General features: G+C 54.9%; 14 protein-coding genes. 4 read left to right on the top strand and 10 right to left on the bottom strand.

Features of this window, described 5'->3' with window-relative positions; translation table 11 throughout:
• Window positions 1-207: 207 nt before the first annotated feature.
• The 10 genes from asnB to ROJ03_RS09165 all read right to left on the bottom strand — a co-directional run bounded on the left by asnB (window position 208) and on the right by ROJ03_RS09165 (window position 12,835).
• The gene (asnB, locus tag ROJ03_RS09120) at window positions 208-1,890 is read right to left on the bottom strand and encodes an asparagine synthase B (RefSeq protein ID WP_313726725.1); all 1,683 of its coding nucleotides are present in this window, start codon (window positions 1,888-1,890) and stop codon (window positions 208-210) included.
• A gap of 87 nt (window positions 1,891-1,977) precedes the next feature.
• Complete coding sequence (locus ROJ03_RS09125; RefSeq protein ID WP_313726726.1) at window positions 1,978-3,174, bottom strand: aspartate aminotransferase family protein; 1,197 nt, start codon at window positions 3,172-3,174, stop codon at window positions 1,978-1,980.
• Window positions 3,175-4,059 (bottom strand): acetylglutamate kinase, encoded by an 885-nt coding sequence (gene argB / locus ROJ03_RS09130; RefSeq protein WP_313726727.1) that lies wholly within the window; start codon window positions 4,057-4,059, stop codon window positions 3,175-3,177.
• Window positions 4,059-5,294, bottom strand: a complete 1,236-nt coding sequence (gene argJ, locus ROJ03_RS09135) for a bifunctional ornithine acetyltransferase/N-acetylglutamate synthase (RefSeq protein ID WP_313726728.1) — start codon at window positions 5,292-5,294, stop codon at window positions 4,059-4,061. Before argJ ends, argB begins: the two co-directional genes overlap by 1 nt.
• A gap of 9 nt (window positions 5,295-5,303) precedes the next feature.
• A complete protein-coding gene (gene argC / locus ROJ03_RS09140) occupies window positions 5,304-6,344 on the bottom strand; it encodes an N-acetyl-gamma-glutamyl-phosphate reductase (RefSeq protein WP_313726729.1) in 1,041 nt (346 codons plus the stop codon).
• Window positions 6,345-6,515: 171 nt separating this feature from the next.
• On the bottom strand, window positions 6,516-6,899 hold the full coding sequence (locus tag ROJ03_RS09145) for a hypothetical protein (protein ID WP_313726730.1): 384 nt from the start codon (window positions 6,897-6,899) through the stop codon (window positions 6,516-6,518).
• Window positions 6,896-7,543, bottom strand: coding sequence for a cytidylate kinase-like family protein (locus ROJ03_RS09150; RefSeq protein WP_313726731.1), 648 nt, complete (start codon window positions 7,541-7,543; stop codon window positions 6,896-6,898). The genes ROJ03_RS09145 and ROJ03_RS09150 overlap by 4 nt, the downstream gene beginning before the upstream one ends.
• A gap of 126 nt (window positions 7,544-7,669) precedes the next feature.
• Window positions 7,670-9,682, bottom strand: coding sequence for an HD domain-containing phosphohydrolase (locus ROJ03_RS09155; protein ID WP_313726732.1), 2,013 nt, complete (start codon window positions 9,680-9,682; stop codon window positions 7,670-7,672).
• 16 nt (window positions 9,683-9,698) lie between these two features.
• Complete coding sequence (locus ROJ03_RS09160; RefSeq protein WP_313726733.1) at window positions 9,699-10,610, bottom strand: diguanylate cyclase; 912 nt, start codon at window positions 10,608-10,610, stop codon at window positions 9,699-9,701.
• A gap of 134 nt (window positions 10,611-10,744) precedes the next feature.
• A complete protein-coding gene (locus tag ROJ03_RS09165) occupies window positions 10,745-12,835 on the bottom strand; it encodes a glutamine synthetase III (protein ID WP_313726734.1) in 2,091 nt (696 codons plus the stop codon).
• Between the two features lie 296 nt (window positions 12,836-13,131).
• Between ROJ03_RS09165 and ROJ03_RS09170 the strand changes: the two genes are divergently transcribed.
• The 4 genes from ROJ03_RS09170 to ROJ03_RS09185 are packed head-to-tail and all read left to right on the top strand — an operon-like array spanning window position 13,132 to window position 16,934.
• On the top strand, window positions 13,132-14,235 hold the full coding sequence (locus tag ROJ03_RS09170; RefSeq protein ID WP_313726735.1) for a glutamine amidotransferase family protein: 1,104 nt from the start codon (window positions 13,132-13,134) through the stop codon (window positions 14,233-14,235).
• Window positions 14,236-14,247: 12 nt separating this feature from the next.
• Window positions 14,248-15,753, top strand: coding sequence for a glutamate synthase-related protein (locus ROJ03_RS09175; RefSeq protein ID WP_313726736.1), 1,506 nt, complete (start codon window positions 14,248-14,250; stop codon window positions 15,751-15,753).
• A gap of 9 nt (window positions 15,754-15,762) precedes the next feature.
• The gene (locus ROJ03_RS09180) at window positions 15,763-16,212 is read left to right on the top strand and encodes a 4Fe-4S binding protein (protein ID WP_313726738.1); all 450 of its coding nucleotides are present in this window, start codon (window positions 15,763-15,765) and stop codon (window positions 16,210-16,212) included.
• Window positions 16,209-16,934 (top strand): glutamate synthase, encoded by a 726-nt coding sequence (locus ROJ03_RS09185; RefSeq protein ID WP_313726739.1) that lies wholly within the window; start codon window positions 16,209-16,211, stop codon window positions 16,932-16,934. Before ROJ03_RS09180 ends, ROJ03_RS09185 begins: the two co-directional genes overlap by 4 nt.
• The last annotated feature ends 11 nt before the right edge of the window (window positions 16,935-16,945 follow it).

Here is a 16,945-nt window from a genome sequence, read left to right on the forward strand (position 1 = left end):
GAACCGAACACATATGCTTGCATCTCTTGTTCTGACATGGTATCTCCAAAGATATATATAGGTAACCTGTTGCCTATAATAGGTAATAGGGTACCTATTGTCAATCCTTATTGGCCCTCTCTCCTACAACCCTTGCAATCTACCTGGAAAAAAGTTTAGGTACCCGTTACCAGCGGATACCTGAACCATGATGATCAGAGTTACTTTCTACCCTGCATAGGAATCGGTATGCACCCCTGCAACGGCCCTTCCACTAGGCTCGTTCATCGCCTTGAAGGCACTATCCCACTCGAGGGCAATTGCCGTGGAACAGGCAACGGAATCCTCACGGGGAACACACCTTGCAGCGCTTTCACTAGGAAAATGACCGGCAAAGAGGGAGCGGTAGTAGTACTCTTCCTTGTTCGCCGGGGTGTTGATGGCAAACCGCTTGCTAGCGGCGGCAAACTGCTCGTCACTAACCTGTTCTGCTGTCATTTTCTTGAGGGAATCGATCCAGGCGTAGCCCACCCCGTCACTGAACTGCTCCTTCTGCCTCCAGAGGATCTCCGGTGGAAGATACTCCTTGAAGGCCTCGCGCAATATCCATTTCTCGATACGGCTCTTTCCCTCGACCACCGGAGACATCTTCAGTTCAGGCTTGATTTGCATCGCCACATCGATGAAGGCCTTGTCAAGAAAGGGAACGCGCCCTTCCACGCCCCATGCGGCGAGGGACTTGTTCGCCCTCAGGCAGTCATAGAGGTGCAGCTTGCTCAGCTTACGGACAGTCTCCTCATGGAACTGCCGCTCATCGGGGGCCTTATGGAAGTACAGGTACCCACCAAAGAGCTCGTCGCTGCCCTCTCCCGAAAGCACCATCTTGATGCCCATCGACCGTATTACCCTTGCAAGGAGAAACATGGGGGTGGCTGCCCGGATGGTCGTGATGTCGGAGGTCTCCAGGTGGTAGACAACATCGCTGAGTACATCCATGGCCTCCTGGATGGTGAAATGGACCTCATGGTGGACGGTGTGGAGGTACTCTGCAGCGATCCTGGCCGCCTTCAGGTCGGGAGAGCCTTCCAACCCGATGGCAAAGGAGTGCAACCGAGGCCACCATGCTACCTCCTGGTCCCCGCTCTCGATCCTTTTTCCTGCATACTTTGCAGTGATGGCTGCGATGATCGAGCTATCAAGGCCACCGGAGAGCAGGACCCCATAGGGGACATCGCTCATCAGCTGCCGCTTTACCGCTGCCTCCAGGGCTTCACGGATCTCTTCGGCAGTTCCCCCGTTATCCTTGACCGCATCGAAGCTGGTCCAGGACCTTGTGTACCAGAGCTTGCAAGCCTTGTCAGGGCTGTAGTAGTAGTGCCCGGGGAGGAAGAGCTCGACAGAAGCACAAAAGCCCTCCAGGGCCTTGAGCTCGCTGGCAACATAGTAGCGCCCCTCGTTGTCCCACCCCTGGTAGAGGGGAACCACCCCAATGTGGTCACGTGCGATGAGGTAGACATCCTTGACAGAGTCATAGAGGGCGAAGGCGAAGATGCCGTTGAGCTCTTCCAGAAAATCGGGGCCCTTATCCTCGTAGAGGGCGAGGATGACCTCGCAGTCGCTCAAGGTCTGGAACTCATAGGTATCCTTGTACCGATTGCGGATCTCCTGATGATTGTAGATCTCCCCATTGACGGCAAGGACCACACTCTTGTCCTTGTTGTAGAGGGGTTGCCCCCCCGAAAGAGGATCGACAATGGCCAACCTCTCATGGCTTAGGATTGCCTTCGGCCCACAGTGGATGCCAGACCAGTCTGGACCCCTGTGACGGATCTTTCTCGACATGGCCAGAACCTGAGAGCGCATGGGAAAACAATCACCCCTACTGTCAAACATACCAACGAATCCACACATCAATGTACCTCCAAACGTAAAAAGAACAAAGGCGTTCCAAATCCTAGGGATCGGAACGCCTTTGTTCTTACAGGGATGGTAGACTCATCACAAAAGAGATGCAAGGGCCTCATCAACAATATCTATGGCTTTTTCAATCTCATCGACACGTATTACCAGGGGTGGGACAAAGCGCAGTACATCGTAGCCAGCACTCAGGACAAGCAAGCCTCTCTCAAAACATGCATCCACCAGGGCTCTTGGGGGGATGGAAAGCACCACCCCGTCCATCAGGCCCAACCCCCTGACTGCTGTGCACTGGGTGGGGTACTTCTTAATCAGAGCCTCAAGCCTTGATCGGAGGAACACCCCCTTCTCTTCTACCTCCTTGCACAGGTCGGTCGAAGAGAGGCGGTGTGCCATCTCCACCACCCCTGCCATGGCAAGGGCGTTGCCCCCAAAGGTTGAGGCATGGTCGCCAGGGGAGAAGACATCCTTTGCACGCTCTGAGACAAGCATGGCCCCACAGGGGACACCGCCGGCCAACGCCTTTGCAAGGGTCAGGACATCGGGCTTCACCTGATAGAGCTGCCAGGCAAAGCTTCTGCCGCTTCGGCCCATCCCACACTGCACCTCGTCGTAGATGAGCAAGAGGTCGTGCTCTTCGCACAACTGCTTCACTCCCTGCAAAAATTCCTTCGTGGCGGGCACGATGCCGCCCTCACCCTGGATAGGCTCGACCATGATGGCACAGGTCTCTCCTGTTATGAGGGCCTTCACACTCTCCAGGTCATTGAAACGGGCGTAGCGAAACCCCTGGGGGAGCGGGTCGAAGTTCTGGTGGTACTTGTCCTGCCCTGTAGCTGTCACCGCCCCATAGGTCCTTCCATGGAAGGAGTGGGCCATGGTTATGATCTCAGTCCTGATGGGAGTGCTCTTGTGCCCGAATTTTCGGGCAAGCTTCAAGGCAGCCTCATTGGCCTCCGCCCCACTATTGCAGAAGAAGACCTTCTCCATCTCTGCCAGTGAGCAGATCGCCTCTGCCGCCTTGATGGCCGTCTCATTGTAATAGAGGTTGGAACAGTGGAGCAATCCGCTCTGTAGGACAGCAGAAAGGGCCTTTGTCAGCCCCCTATCCCCATAGCCCAGGGCATTGACTGCAATGCCCCCCACGAAATCGAGGTAGTGCCTTCCCTCAACATCGGTGAGGGTACACCCCTCACCATGGGAGAAAACCACCGGAACCTGGCTATAGGTGTTGACCAGAAACTGCTTTCCCTTTTCTATCTGTTGGTGCATATCCATCTAGGCTTCCTCCTTGGTCACCATGGTACCGATACCCTTGGTGGTGAAAATCTCCAGCAAGATGGCATGGGGAACCCTGCCATCGAGTACGTGCACACTCTTCACGCCCTTCTGGAGTGCATCAAGGCAACACTGGACCTTGGGGATCATCCCACCGGCAATGGTGCCATCCTCGATATAGGAGAGGGCCTGACCCTCGGTAAGGGAGCTGAAGATCGAGGAAGGGTCGTTCTTGTCCTTCAGGATCCCTTCGACATCGGTAAGGAATATCAGCTTCTGTGCCCCCAAAGCCCCTGCGACTGCACTGGCGGCATAGTCGGCATTGACGTTGTAGGTCTGGCTCAGCGAGTCCACCCCTACCGGGGAGAGGACCGGGACAAAGCCGTTGTCTATGAGGGTGGTGAGCAAGGTGGAGTCGACTGAGTCGATCTTCCCCACATACCCCAGGTCCCGCCCCTTGGCATCGGTCTTTTTCGAGCAGAGCAGCGTCCGTCCATCCTTTCCGCTGATGCCAACGGAAGGGATGCCTACGCTTTGGAGGCTCTCCACCAGATTCTTGCCTATGGAGCCGGACAGCACCATCTCGGCGATCTTTGCCGTCTCCTTGTCGGTGACCCGCAGGCCATCGAGGAATTCGGTCTTCTTGCCAAGACGCTCGAGCATCGCCGTGATCTCATTGCCACCGCCATGCACCACAACCGGCTTGAGCCCGATGTACTTGAGCATGGCGATATCCTGGATCACCAGCGAGCAGAGGGCATCATCGACCATGGCGGAACCGCCATACTTGACCACCACCACGCTCGAGGCAAACTTCCTGATAAAGGGAATGGCCTCCACCAGCACCTCAGCCTTGAGGATCTCATTGTGCATATCGTGTATCATCAGCTTCTGTAGTCTCCATTGATCCGTACATACTCATAGGAGAGGTCACAGCCCCAGGCTGTCCCCTCACCACTGCCTTCACAAAGCTCGGCGAGGACCTCGACCTCCCGTTCCAACAGGATGGTCTTCGCCATCTTCTCATCGAAGGGGATCGGCTGGCCATCGGAGAGGACAACGATGCTGCCCTTGCCCGACCTGAAGGATAGCTTCACACCCTTGGGGTCAAACTGTGCACCGCTGTACCCCATGGCACAGAGGATACGGCCCCAGTTTGCATCACTGCCGAAGAAGGCTGCCTTCACCAGATTGCTCGATACCACCGAGCGGGCAAGAGCTTGCGCGCTCGCCTTGTCCAGAGCGCCTTTGACCGTCACTTCAATGAACTTGCCAGCTCCCTCCCCATCACGGACTATTGCCTTGGCAAGGGCGGTATGGACAAAGAGGAACGCCTCCTTGAAACTCTCCCAATAGGGGCTTGTCTCATCGACAGAAGGGGCATTGCTCATCCCATTTGCAAGGACGAGGACCGTGTCGTTGGTGGAGGTATCCCCATCGACACTGATCATGTTGTAGGAGTCGATGACACTCTCGCCAAGGAGGCCCTGCAGGCTCTTCTTGCTGATGGCTGCATCGGTGGTGATGAAGCTGAGCATGGTGGCCATATTGGGATGTATCATCCCAGAGCCCTTGGCCATGCCACCAATGCGTACGGTCTTCTCTCCAAGAGCCACCTCTACGGCAACCTCCTTGGTGAAGGTGTCGGTGGTGCAGATGGCCTGGGCGGCATCAAGGCCTGCCTGTCGGCTTGCTTGCAAGTCCTTGGCACAGAGGGTGATGCCCTCCTTGACCGTCTCCATCGGAAGCGGGACCCCGATGACACCGGTCGAGCAGACAAGGACCTCTTCGGCCTTGGCAGAGAACCCTTTGCGGGAGAGGGTCTCGGCTACCAAGGTTGCCATCTGGCGGGTATCAAGCATGCCTTGCACCCCGGTGCAGGCGTTGGCATTGCCGCTGTTGACAACAAGGGCCCTGACACTGTCCTGCTCTTTGACCACCGCCATGTCCCAATCGACCGGGGCAGCCTTGACCAGGTTGGTGGTAAAGGAACCAGCAAAGGAACACGGCTGTTCACTGACCACCAGGGCGAGGTCTTTCTTCCGTTTCTTGATGCCGCAGGCGATGCCGTTGGCCAAAAATCCCGTTGGGGCGGTTATGCCGCCTTCCAGTAGTTTCATAAGGTTCTCCTAGAGAGGATTGACGACACTCGAGGCGAGGCCTGCGGTTTCGGCAAAAGCACATCTGATGTTCATGTTCTGAACTGCCTGGCCGGCAGCTCCCTTCACAAGATTGTCTATCGCACCGATGGCGATCACTCGCCGGGTCCTCTGGTCAACCTTCCATCCAATGGCACAGACATTGGTATTCTTTACAAATCGTGTCTCCGGCAAGGAGGATCCCATCAGGCGGACAAAGGGTTCGTCTGCATACCATTTGCGGTATGCCTGCCCTATCTCTGGCTCACCTATCCCGCTGGCGAGACTTGCATAGCAGGTGGAGAGGATACCCCGGTTCATCGGTACCAGGTGGGGGGTAAACTGCACCATGAGGGGCCTGCCTGCCAGGAGGGAGAGCTCCTGCTCTATCTCAGGGGTATGGCGGTGGTTGGCAACCCCATACGCCTTGAAGGACTCGTTGCACTCGCAGAAGAGCGAATCGGTCTTCTCGACCCGCCCAGCCCCAGTCACCCCGCTTGCGCTATCGATTATCAGCGTCGAGGTATCGACCAGACCCTCTGCAACCAAGGGGGCAAGGGTGAGGATCGAGCAGGTGGTATAGCAGCCGGGGTTCGCGATGAGGTTTGCCGAGACAATTGCATTTCGATGCAGTTCAGGCAAGCCATAGACAGCCTGGGCGATCAGGGAGGGGCTGGCATGCTCGCACCCATACCAATGGTTGTATGAGGCGACATCACTGAGGCGGTAGTCAGCACCCAGGTCGATGACGATACATCTTTTGAGAAGCTCTGCGTTGACCTTCTTGCTTGCCAAGGCGTGGGGAAGGGCAAGGAAGAGGACATCACAGCGCTTGCTTGCCTCTTCAAGGTCTTCCTCTTCCATGACCAGGTCACAGCTTCCCAACATTGATGGGTAGACAGAGGAGAAACTCCTGCCCACATAGGAGTGGGATGCAAGGTAAGTAAGAGAGACATGCGGATGATGGGAAAGTAAGGCAACCAGCTGGGCTCCCGCATAGCCGGTAGAGCCAATGACACCAACGTTGACCATAGCTTCCTCCTAGGGTAAATTTGGTATAATTATACAGAGATAGCGAAATATTACTAGATTAGATGCATAAATTTTCATTAAAATTGTATAATTATCAATCTTTTCTGGTATGTTCCGTGAGGGAACTCCTGTTTTCTTGCAATTTACCAAGAGAATTCTGCACGGGTGTAGTCACTTCTCATTCCTATGCAGCAGTGCGATCCCACAACAGAGGGCCACAAGCTGGGAGGCGAAGAAGAGCATTTGGGCGATCTGGAAAAAGAGATCTCTTGTACCATTTAGGAGAGGGGCGACCAGAGACCCCACCAGGCTGAGGGCAGAGAAGAAAAACGAGAAGCCAAGCAGAAGGGTAACGCTTGAGGTGAGAAGAGAGCCGACAAACACCAGAGCGACACCCGCAGAAGAAAGCAGGGCGTACTGCATGCCCAAGAGGAGGCTTGCATCGGAGGCTTTGCCCAGTAGGAGGGCGATGAGGAAAAACAACAGGGGTGTAAGGAGTGCAAAGCCTATCAGCAGCACCCCTAGGGAGATGAGGATGGTCCCGATGTTCCTCATAGGGTTCCCAGCATCTTCTCCACATGCTTGAGCAACAGGGGGTCTACTTCGAGGGAACCGGCACTTCGGGAAATACCGTACCGCTTGTTTTGCATCAAGGCCGTATAGGCGGCCTTGATGGAGGAGACTGCCTCATCGAAGGAGAGTACATCGGTGTTGATGACCAGGTCGTACAGGCTCGCATCATTGCCATCAAAGCCCAAGTCGGAGTGGATGAACGATCTCCTGATCTGGTCAAACTTTTCCAGGAGGGGATCGGCTACATCCTTCTTCATGCCACGCTCAACCATCTTCCTCTGTACCCGTAGGTCAAAGGGGGCCTGGATGCGGACATTGAGCACATCTGCAAAATTCTGGAAAAGGCCAAAGCCACCTCGGCCAAGCATCACCACATCTCCAGCCTTGGCAACGGCCCTCATCGCCTGGATGAGGAAATCAATGGTAGAGGCCCGCTCCAGGTCGAACCGCTCCCAGAAGTTGGGTTTGGTGTTGTAGACCTCATCAAAGGAGCTGAAACCATACTCTCTCATGATTGTTCCCAAACACTGTTTGTCCACATAGCGAAGGCCTAGGCCCTCTGCCAACTTCTTTCCTATGTAGCTTCCCCCACTACCCATCTGACGTGAAATGGTAATGACTCCCATATGCACCCCCTTGGTTGCGTGTGAACACATGCATTGGATAAAAGAAATATTTTTCCTCTATCTGTACGGTATACAGTGAGATATCAGCTGTCAAGGAAGGAGGGATGGCAAAAGGCCAAGTTTATTTCAGGCCAGGGAATCCCAGTCGAGGTTAAGGACCTTCTCGACAAAGATCCTTGCAAGAGCAGGATCGAACTGGGTGCCTGCACAGCGCTTGATCTCTGTAGCGGCCTCAAGTGGCAGGACGCCATTACGGTAGGTGCGCTGCCCTGTCATGGCATCGAAGGAGTCAGCGATGGCGATGATCTTCGCCTGCAGGGGGATTTCATCGCCCATGAGACCCTTGGGATACCCCTTGCCGTCGAGCCGCTCATGGTGGGCAAGCACGTAGACGGCCAAGGATGTCATGTCCTCTACCGAGGAGAGGATCCTGTACCCGATCTCAGAGTGGCGCTTCATCTCCTTCCACTCTTCGTTGGTGAGCTTTCCATCCTTGTTGAGGATGGCTTCACTGATGGCTATCTTGCCGATGTCGTGCATCAGGCCAAGCAGTTTCATCTCCGAGATTTGCCAGTCGCTCATTCCCGACGCCTTGGCCAGGGCTTCACAGAAGGTACTTACCCTTCGCGAATGTAGCTCCTCACGCTTGTTCTTCTCATGCAGCGTGTTGATGATGGCATATACGGCACGGCCGCGCATGTGGGGCGACTCGACGAGCTTGCGCGTCCCGACATCCTTCTCAGCCAGCTTGATGACCTCATTGATGTCATCACTAGCCGAGGTCATCTCACACAAGCCAAAACTGATGGAGGTCCTGACCGAATTCATGACCATCATCTCTGAGACCTTGCTGCGGATATCCTGTATGATGAGTTCAGCCTCGCTAAGCGGCGTACTGAAGAAGATCAGGGCGATCTCGTCCCCTCCTACCCGGGAAGCATAGGTGTTTTCCCCTAGCCTCTCCTTGATGATGGAGGTAATCTCCTGCAGCAGAAGGTTCCCCTGCTCACGGCCGAAGGCCTCATTGATGATCCTCAGGCCGTTGACATCGCCAAAGGCTACGGTCAGGGGGAGCCTATCCTCACTCTTGAAATTCCTGAGGCGCTCTTCGAAATGGGTTCGGTTATAGAGGCCGGTAAGCTGGTCGTGGTTGCTGGCATAGAGGACTTTATTCTCCTCGTTCTTCCTCTCGGATATATCGAGGGTCATGCAGAGCGATTCAAGGGTATCCTCGTCGTTGGGGTCGAAGACACATAGGGAGAGGTTGGACCAGACAACCGTTCCGTCACTCTTGATGAACCGTTTGTCGAAGTTGAAGGGTCCTGTTTCTCCAAGGCGCATCTTTTCGGTAATCGTTGCTGAAAGGGCCATGTCATCTGGATGGGTGAACTCTTTCCAGTTTCGACCCACCACCTCCTCACTCGTCAAGCCCAAAAGGTCCAGATAACTTTGGTTGATGTTGGTTATCTTGCCGGTGGTGAGGTCGGTGAGGGACATGCCGATGGGAGCCTGTTCAAAGATAGTCTTGAACTGTCGTTCGCTTCTTCTGAGGTCATTGATGATGGCTAGCCTATGGGTCTGGCTGAACAGCAGCAGGCAGAGCAAGTAGGAACCGATGGGGTAGTAGACGAGGATGGGCAGAGCCATGGCTCCAAACACCATACCCTGCATCTCGTTGGGAATAAGGAGAAGGCAGAGCAGCATCCCTATGTGGGTAACCAGCCCGACCACATAGTACTCAAAGCCCAAATGATGTTGCTTGCCAGCCATCTTCTTGTATCGGAACCTATGCCAGAGGCTTCCGACGGAAAGCGCCAGGACAATGGTGGAAACACCGGTAAGGGTACCGCTACCGCCAATGACAATCCTGTAGATAGCCATGATGCAGGAGCCAATGAGGGCCGGGAAAAATCCAAACACCATTGCAGAGACACTTATGAGGATGGTACGGGAGTCAAAGAAAATCCCATCCTGGATTACCAAAGGGTTCAGCATGACGAAGATGCCAATGAACCCTACAACCGTTCCTACGAGTATGACATGGGAAAAAAGCTTCTTATAGGTCTTGAAGGGGAAGGTTGCGTACACCACACTGAGGGTGAGCAAAAGCATGATGTTCACTAAGATGTCGAAGCCCACGTAGCTACCCCCTTACCTACAAGATTACAACCCGGTTACGCCCCTGTTTCTTTGCCTCATAGAGTGCCTTGTCAGCACATCCAACCAATGCGGTGATATCGTTAACTTCACTGGAGGCTGTCGCCACACCAATGCTTATGCACACAGGAAGCTGTTTGTCTTCATAGGAGAAAGGATAGTCCTGGATAGCCAGACGCAACTCGTTACTTTTTTCCAACACCTGTTCGTTCGTCATGTTGACCAGCGAGATGATGAACTCATCACCCCCAAAGCGGGCTATGGTGTGGGTTTGCTTCAGGACCTTCCGTACGATTGTTGCAAATCCCTTGAGGATTGCATCCCCTGCGAGGTGTCCATAGAGGTCGTTTATCGACTTGAAGTGGTCGATGTCGCAAAGCAGGACATGGACGCTTGTGCCTTTTGCGTAGTGTTCCTCAAGCTCCTCAGAGATGCGTTCCATGAAGTACCGCCTGTTGGCCAGGGAGGTGAGAGGATCGAGGTAGGAGAGCTCACTGAGCCGCTGGTGCAGCAACTTGCGCTCGGTTATGTTGATGATCATGACCGTCACCGCCCGATGGCCCAGATAGAGGTTCTCCATCGGGAACATCCGAGCCTCAAACCACTGCTGCCCTCCAGGTCCGTTGAGTTCAGGGAGGACCACACGCTCGGTCTGCAGCTGGTATTCGAAACAGTTGAGGGTCTTCCCCCCAAGGGTCTTGTGCAATTGGTCCATGAAGTAGTCGGCAAACGCCTTCTCCATGAACTCATAGATGTTTTTCCCCTTCAGGGGAGTGCCGTCGTCGTAGAGCGATCGCTCGGTCCCACCAAGAACCTCAAGGTAGACACCATCCTCACTGATGACCAAAAAAGGATCGGGTATGGTGTTGAACAGTGAAACTGACAGATCAGACAAAAACGTATGTTCCATGCATCCTCCCCTTTTGTATAACAATACCAAGCCTATACAAATAATGCTAGAACCATACCATACCACTTGTTAGTATTTCAAATCAAAAGGGCTCTCCCTTTCGAGGAGAGCCCTGAAAGGGATATACCCCTTACCTATACAGAAAGCAACAACTCCTCATAGGTCGGTATCGGCCAGTAGGTTGCACCAACCTGCAGTTCCGACTCGTCACAAAGGGAGCGGACAGAAACCATTGCAGGAAGGATACTGTCGGCATAGAACCTTCCGCAGGCAGTCCCATCGGGGAGCATCTCGGCCTGCACAACCAAGCCTTCCAGACCTTGGATCTGGGTGAAAATGGAGTCACCCAGGGTACTGAGTGTCTCTAGAACTCCCTTCTCATAGAGCAGGGGAAGCGAAGGTAACAAGGCTTGCTTGCCAGTAGCGGCAAGGGCAAGGGAACTGGAGAAGCTACTGATGGCAGGAAGGATCTGCCTGCGCACCATGTCGATCAATGTCAAAGCCTCGATGTGGACGGTCTTGCAATAGTTCTCCATCATGATGCCGAACCGACTGGTCATCTCAGAGGTGGAAAAGACACCGAACCTGCTAAAGAGAGCAAGGTTTTTTTCTGCAACAAACAAAGGTAGGCAATCGACGGTGGAGGTCAGGTTGAGCAGCCCCCTCCTGGCAGCCTCATCGACCCAGACCTGGCTGTAGTTGTTGCCATTGAACACGATTCTCCGGTGCTTCTGGTAGCTCTCCTTGAGCAAGCAGAGGAGGGCTGAGGTAAAGTCAGTAGCTCTTTCCAGCTGGTCTGCAAAGCCGCACAGCTTGTCGGCAACGATGGTATTGAGCACGATGTTGGGTCCTGAGACGCTGAAGGAGGACCCCAACATCCTGAACTCAAACTTGTTTCCCGTGAAGGCAAAGGGACTGGTCCTGTTGCGGTCAGTGCTGTCCTTGGGGAAACGGGGGATGCCAGGAACCCCAAGAAGCATCGATTCCCTGGTCTTGTTGACCGAAAGTGTCCCATTGGCGATGGATTCGAGGATTGAGGTCAGCTCGTCCCCCAGGAAGATGGAGACGATGGCAGGAGGCGCCTCATTCGCACCAAGGCGATGGTCGTTGCCGGCACTTGCAACAGAGATGCGCAGCAGGTCCTGGTAGTCGTCCACCGCGGCAATGATGGCTACCAGGAACAGCAGGAACTGCTCGTTGTCCTTCGGGCTATCCCCCGGCTCAAGCAGGTTCAGCCCCGTATCGGTGGAGAGGGACCAGTTGTTGTGCTTTCCCGAACCGTTCACTCCGGCAAAGGGCTTTTCATGCAACAGGCATACCAGGTTGTGCTTGTCGGCGACCTTCTTCATCATCTCCATGGTAAGCTGGTTCTGGTCGGTGGCAACATTGCTGCTGGTATAGATGACGGCAAGCTCATGTTGGGCAGGGGCGACCTCGTTATGCTCAGTCTTGGCAAGGATACCCAGTTTCCAGAGCTCCCGGTCGAGTTCCTGCATGAAGAGCGAGACACGGCTCTTGAGGTTGCCGAAGTAGTGGTCCTCCAGCTCCTGGCCCTTGGGAGGCCTGGCACCCAGGAGGGTTCGCCCTGTGTTGATGAGGTCCCTCCTCTTGAGGTAGACGCTCTTGTCCAGCAGGAAGTACTCCTGTTCGGGGCCGACGGTGGTGATGACCCGCCCTACCTCACCCTTCCCAAAAAGATGGAGGATCCTGACCGCCTGTTCGCTGATGGCCTCCATTGACCTAAGCAGAGGGGTCTTCTTGTCAAGGACCTCTCCACTATAGGAGCAGAAGGCGGTCGGGATGCAGAGGGTGTTCTCCTTGATGAAGGCAAAGCTGCTGGGGTCCCAGGCCGTATAGCCCCTTGCCTCGAAGGTTGCACGTAACCCACCAGAGGGAAAGGAGGAGGCATCGGGTTCCCCCTTGATGAGCTCCTTGCCGGAGAACTCCATCAATGCAAGGCCATCGGAGGTGGGGGCAATGAAGCTTTCATGCTTTTCGGCAGTGATGCCAGTCATCGGCTGGAACCAGTGGGTAAAGTGTGTGACACCCTTGGAGAGAGCCCACTCCTTCATGCCATGGGCAACAGTGTTTGCGATGGCGGGATTGAGGGCCTTCCCTTCCTTGATGGTCATCTTGAGTTCCTGGTAGACATCCCCTGGCAGATAGGTACGCATCATCTTTGTGTTGAACACCAGTGAACCGAAATACTCCGCTACTGTTTCCATCTCTCTCTCCTCATTTGTGGTGGTGTCGGGTGAAAAAAGGAAAGGCGCCGTAGATCCTCGGGGGACCTACAGCGCCTTTGCTGATGGCACGTTTTACACCAAAGATACAACCAATGTCAATGAATCTGCCACAAAAGTGTTGCACCGAAGAGAAAAAAAGCTTCTTCACTGATGACAGCCTCCCCCTTTTTCTGTATGCTGGGCGAAAGTAACTGGACAAAGGCGTCCACCTAAGAGAGCTTGCTCATGCAAGTTTCCTTCGGTGGACGCCTTTTTTGTTCCTAGGAGTACCAACGATGCAAAGTGGCCAACAACGAATGCCCCTGGAGGGAGAAGAACGGTTTTCCAGTGGTTGTGCGATAAGCGGCATCATCGACAGGAGTGGGCAACGATTTTCCGCAAGGAGTGCCATCACCTCCATCAGCGTGATGCATGACCGCTCAAACGGTCTGGGAGGAGGTTTTGCCGGTTACGGGATCTATCCCGAATACAAGGACCACTATGCCTTCCATCTCTTCTACTATAGCAAGGAAGCCAAAGTGGGGTGCGAACTCTTCCTTGAGGAGCATTTCGACCTCATCAACCTCTCCAAGATCCCTACGGAAAAAAACCCGAACATCACTGACGAGCCCCTGATCTGGCGCTACTTCGTAACCCCTCTCCCGACCAAGTTGGCAAGCAGCCAGCTCGAAGAGGACGAGTATACCGCCCGGTGTGTCATCACCATCAACTCAACCATCAAGGGGGCGTATGTATTCTCGTCGGGCAAGAACATGGGGGTGTTCAAGGCAGTCGGGTATCCGGAGGATGTAGGCCAGTTCTATCGCCTGGACGACTACAAGGGGTATTGTTGGACCGTCCACGGGCGCTACCCCACAAACACCCCTGGCTGGTGGGGAGGCTCCCATCCCTTCGCGCTGCTGGACTACTCGGTAGTGCACAACGGGGAGATATCCTCCTACGATGCAAACCGCCGCTTCATCGAGATGTTCGGCTACAACTGTACCCTCCAGACCGATACCGAGGTCATCACCTACATGATCGACTACCTCCACCGTCGCCAGGGGCTGACCCTCGAGGAGGTCTGCCACGTCATCGCAGCCCCATTCTGGTCGACCATCAGCAGGAAGAGCGAAGAGGAGATCGCACAGTACACCTACCTGAGGAACACCTTTGCAAGCATGCTGATCACCGGCCCATTTTCCATCATCCTTGGCTTCACCGGTGGGTTGATGGCACTCAATGACCGCCTGAAGCTCCGCTCCCTGGTCGCCGCAGAAAAGGGGGACATGGTCTACCTGGCAAGCGAAGAGGCGGCCATCAGGATCATTGAGCCAAACCCGGACAGGGTCTGGCATCCAAGCGGCGGAAAGCCGGTAATCGTCACATTGAACACGTAAGAGGAAAAACAGATGGGAATCAATTACCTTTATCCGGACTATGAAGTCCACCGCGACAGGGAGAAGTGTATCAGTTGCAGGGTGTGTGAACGCCAATGTGCCAATGAGGTACACAGCTATGACAAGGAAACAAACAGGATGGTCGCCGACGACAGTGCCTGTGTAAACTGCCACCGCTGTGTCACCCTCTGCCCTACCCACGCCCTGAAGATTGTGAAGACCGATCACCTGTTCAAGGAGAATGCAAACTGGAAGGGGGAGGTAATCCAGGACATCTACCGCCAGGCAGCTACCGGTGGGGTCCTGCTTGCCTCTATGGGAAACCCCAAGGAGTATCCCGTATATTGGGACAAGGTACTCATCAATGCCTCACAGGTGACCAACCCTTCCATCGACCCCCTACGGGAACCGATGGAGACCAGGACATTTCTCGGACAGAAGGAGGCGAAGATCAGGCGCGATGAAAACGGCAGGATCATCACTAAAACCTCCCCGCAGCTCTCCCTGACCATCCCCATCATGTTCAGTGCGATGTCCTACGGCTCGATCAGCTACAATGCCCACAAGAGCCTTGCCCTTGCGGCACAGCAGCTGGGGACCTTCTACAACACCGGCGAAGGGGGCCTGCACGAGGACTTCTACCAGTATGGGAAAAACACCATTGTACAGGTAGCCTCAGGTCGCTTTGGCGTACACCCCGGCTACCTCAATGCAGGCGCTGCAATAGAGATCAAGATGGGCCAGGGGGCAAAGCCCGGCATTGGAGGCCACCTCCCAGGTTCGAAAATTGGCCAGGACATCTCCAAGACCCGCATGATACCCGAACATGCCGATGCCATCAGCCCAGCCCCACACCACGACATCTACTCCATCGAGGACCTCAGGCAGTTGGTCTACGCCCTCAAGGAGGCTACAGCCTACACCAAGCCGATCATCGTCAAGGTTGCGGCGGTGCACAACATCTCGGCCATTGCCTCGGGCATCGCACGAAGCGGGGCGGACATCATTGCCATCGACGGGTTCCGTGGAGGCACAGGGGCTGCCCCTGCCAGGACGCGGGACAATGTAGGCATTCCCATCGAACTGGCCTTGGCCAGCGTCGACACCCGCCTGAGGCAGGAGGGAATCCGCAACAACGTCAGCCTGGTCGTAGGCGGCTCGATACGCAGCAGTGCGGATGTCATCAAGGCCATCGCCCTTGGTGCCGATGCCATCTATGTGGCAACAGGTGCCCTGCTTGCATTGGGCTGCCACCTGTGCAGGACCTGCCAGAGCGGAAAGTGCAACTGGGGTATCGCCACCCAGAAGCCGGAGTTGGTCAAGCGGCTCAACCCCGAGGTGGGGAGCCAACGCCTGGTCAACCTCATAACAGCCTGGGACCATGAGATCAAGGAGATGATGGGAGGCATGGGCATCAACTCCATAGAGGCGTTGAAGGGTAACCGGCTGATGCTCAGGGGCATCGGGCTCAATGAGACGGAATTGCAGATTCTCGGCATCTCGCATGCCGGTAACTAGGAGAACCAAATGAAACGGGTCTACGTCAATGAACAGTGGTGTCTCGGCTGCTTTTCCTGCATCATGGTCTGCCCCTATGGTGCACTCATGCCCAATGCATATATGCAGGGGGAGGTTGCCGGAAACAACATGGCCGGCGGCGAGGCTACATTCGACAAGGCCATTGCCATGAATTCCATCGGCTTCTTTGGCCTCCATCTCATGACGGCAGGGATCTATGAGGGAGAGGAAACTCTCTTTTCCTCCGAGACAGGCTACAAGCGCCTCTTCGTGCAGAAGGGCAACCTTGTGGGGTACATCCTCATAGGGGATACCATACACAGGGCAGGGATCTACACCTCCCTGATCCGCAACAAGACCGACCTTTCTACCCTGGACTTCCGCCTTATCAGCGAAGAGCCCCTTTTGATGGCATTTGCCAAGAACGAGCGGGCTTGCAAACTAGGAGATGTGCAATGACAACCATTGACGTAGGGCTGAAGGCCTTTGATGAACTGAACAGGGAGATCCGCTCTTGCACCGATCCCGAGCTGGTCCTTACCAATGTGCATGGGCAACGCTATATCGGCTGTGCCCTGACAGAACGGGCGATCACCATCAACGGGACGGCGGGAAATGCCTTGGGGTCCTATCTGGATGGGTGTGCCATTACGGTAAACGGCAACGCCCAGGATGCAATCGGGGATACCATGAACGACGGAAGGATCATCATCCACGGCTGCTGTGGCGATGCAGCGGGGTACTCGATGCGGGGTGGGAAGATCTTCATCCGCGACAGTGCGGGCTACCGCTCGGGCATCCATATGAAGGCCTATCAGGAAAAGCAGCCGGTAATCATCATTGGGGAGAGGGCCGGCAGCTTCCTGGGAGAGTACCTGGCAGGGGGTACCATCATTGTGCTGGGGCTTCACCAAGAGGGCAAGGCTCCTGTAGGATATTTCTGTGGTACGGGAATGCATGGTGGCAAGATATATCTTCGTTGTGATACACTTCCCTCAGATCTTCCGCAACAGGTTTCCGCTTCCGATGCGACCGAGGCGGATCTGGCCGAGATTTCCGGGTCCCTTGCAGACTACTGCGCTGTATTCGCCTTGGACATGGAAGCCGTTCTTGCCAACCATTTCTTCGTGTTGAGACCGAACTCGAGCACTCCGTACAAAATGTTGTACACAAATGTTTAATTTAGGGAGGA

Origin of the sequence: Sphaerochaeta sp. PS (genome assembly GCF_032144095.1) — a bacterium.
In the GTDB taxonomy this organism is placed as follows: domain Bacteria; phylum Spirochaetota; class Spirochaetia; order Sphaerochaetales; family Sphaerochaetaceae; genus Sphaerochaeta.

What these genes read in the sequence shown, in the direction of transcription:
- asnB (WP_313726725.1), bottom strand. Translation starts at nt 1,890, where the DNA reads ATGTGTGGATTCGTTGGTATGTTTGACAGTAGGGGTGATTGTTTTCCC.
- ROJ03_RS09125 (WP_313726726.1), bottom strand. Translation starts at nt 3,174, where the DNA reads ATGGATATGCACCAACAGATAGAAAAGGGAAAGCAGTTTCTGGTCAAC.
- argB (WP_313726727.1), bottom strand. Translation starts at nt 4,059, where the DNA reads ATGATACACGATATGCACAATGAGATCCTCAAGGCTGAGGTGCTGGTG.
- argJ (WP_313726728.1), bottom strand. Translation starts at nt 5,294, where the DNA reads ATGAAACTACTGGAAGGCGGCATAACCGCCCCAACGGGATTTTTGGCC.
- argC (WP_313726729.1), bottom strand. Translation starts at nt 6,344, where the DNA reads ATGGTCAACGTTGGTGTCATTGGCTCTACCGGCTATGCGGGAGCCCAG.
- ROJ03_RS09145 (WP_313726730.1), bottom strand. Translation starts at nt 6,899, where the DNA reads ATGAGGAACATCGGGACCATCCTCATCTCCCTAGGGGTGCTGCTGATA.
- ROJ03_RS09150 (WP_313726731.1), bottom strand. Translation starts at nt 7,543, where the DNA reads ATGGGAGTCATTACCATTTCACGTCAGATGGGTAGTGGGGGAAGCTAC.
- ROJ03_RS09160 (WP_313726733.1), bottom strand. Translation starts at nt 10,610, where the DNA reads ATGGAACATACGTTTTTGTCTGATCTGTCAGTTTCACTGTTCAACACC.
- ROJ03_RS09165 (WP_313726734.1), bottom strand. Translation starts at nt 12,835, where the DNA reads ATGGAAACAGTAGCGGAGTATTTCGGTTCACTGGTGTTCAACACAAAG.
- ROJ03_RS09170 (WP_313726735.1), top strand. Translation starts at nt 13,132, where the DNA reads ATGCAAAGTGGCCAACAACGAATGCCCCTGGAGGGAGAAGAACGGTTT.
- ROJ03_RS09175 (WP_313726736.1), top strand. Translation starts at nt 14,248, where the DNA reads ATGGGAATCAATTACCTTTATCCGGACTATGAAGTCCACCGCGACAGG.
- ROJ03_RS09180 (WP_313726738.1), top strand. Translation starts at nt 15,763, where the DNA reads ATGAAACGGGTCTACGTCAATGAACAGTGGTGTCTCGGCTGCTTTTCC.
- ROJ03_RS09185 (WP_313726739.1), top strand. Translation starts at nt 16,209, where the DNA reads ATGACAACCATTGACGTAGGGCTGAAGGCCTTTGATGAACTGAACAGG.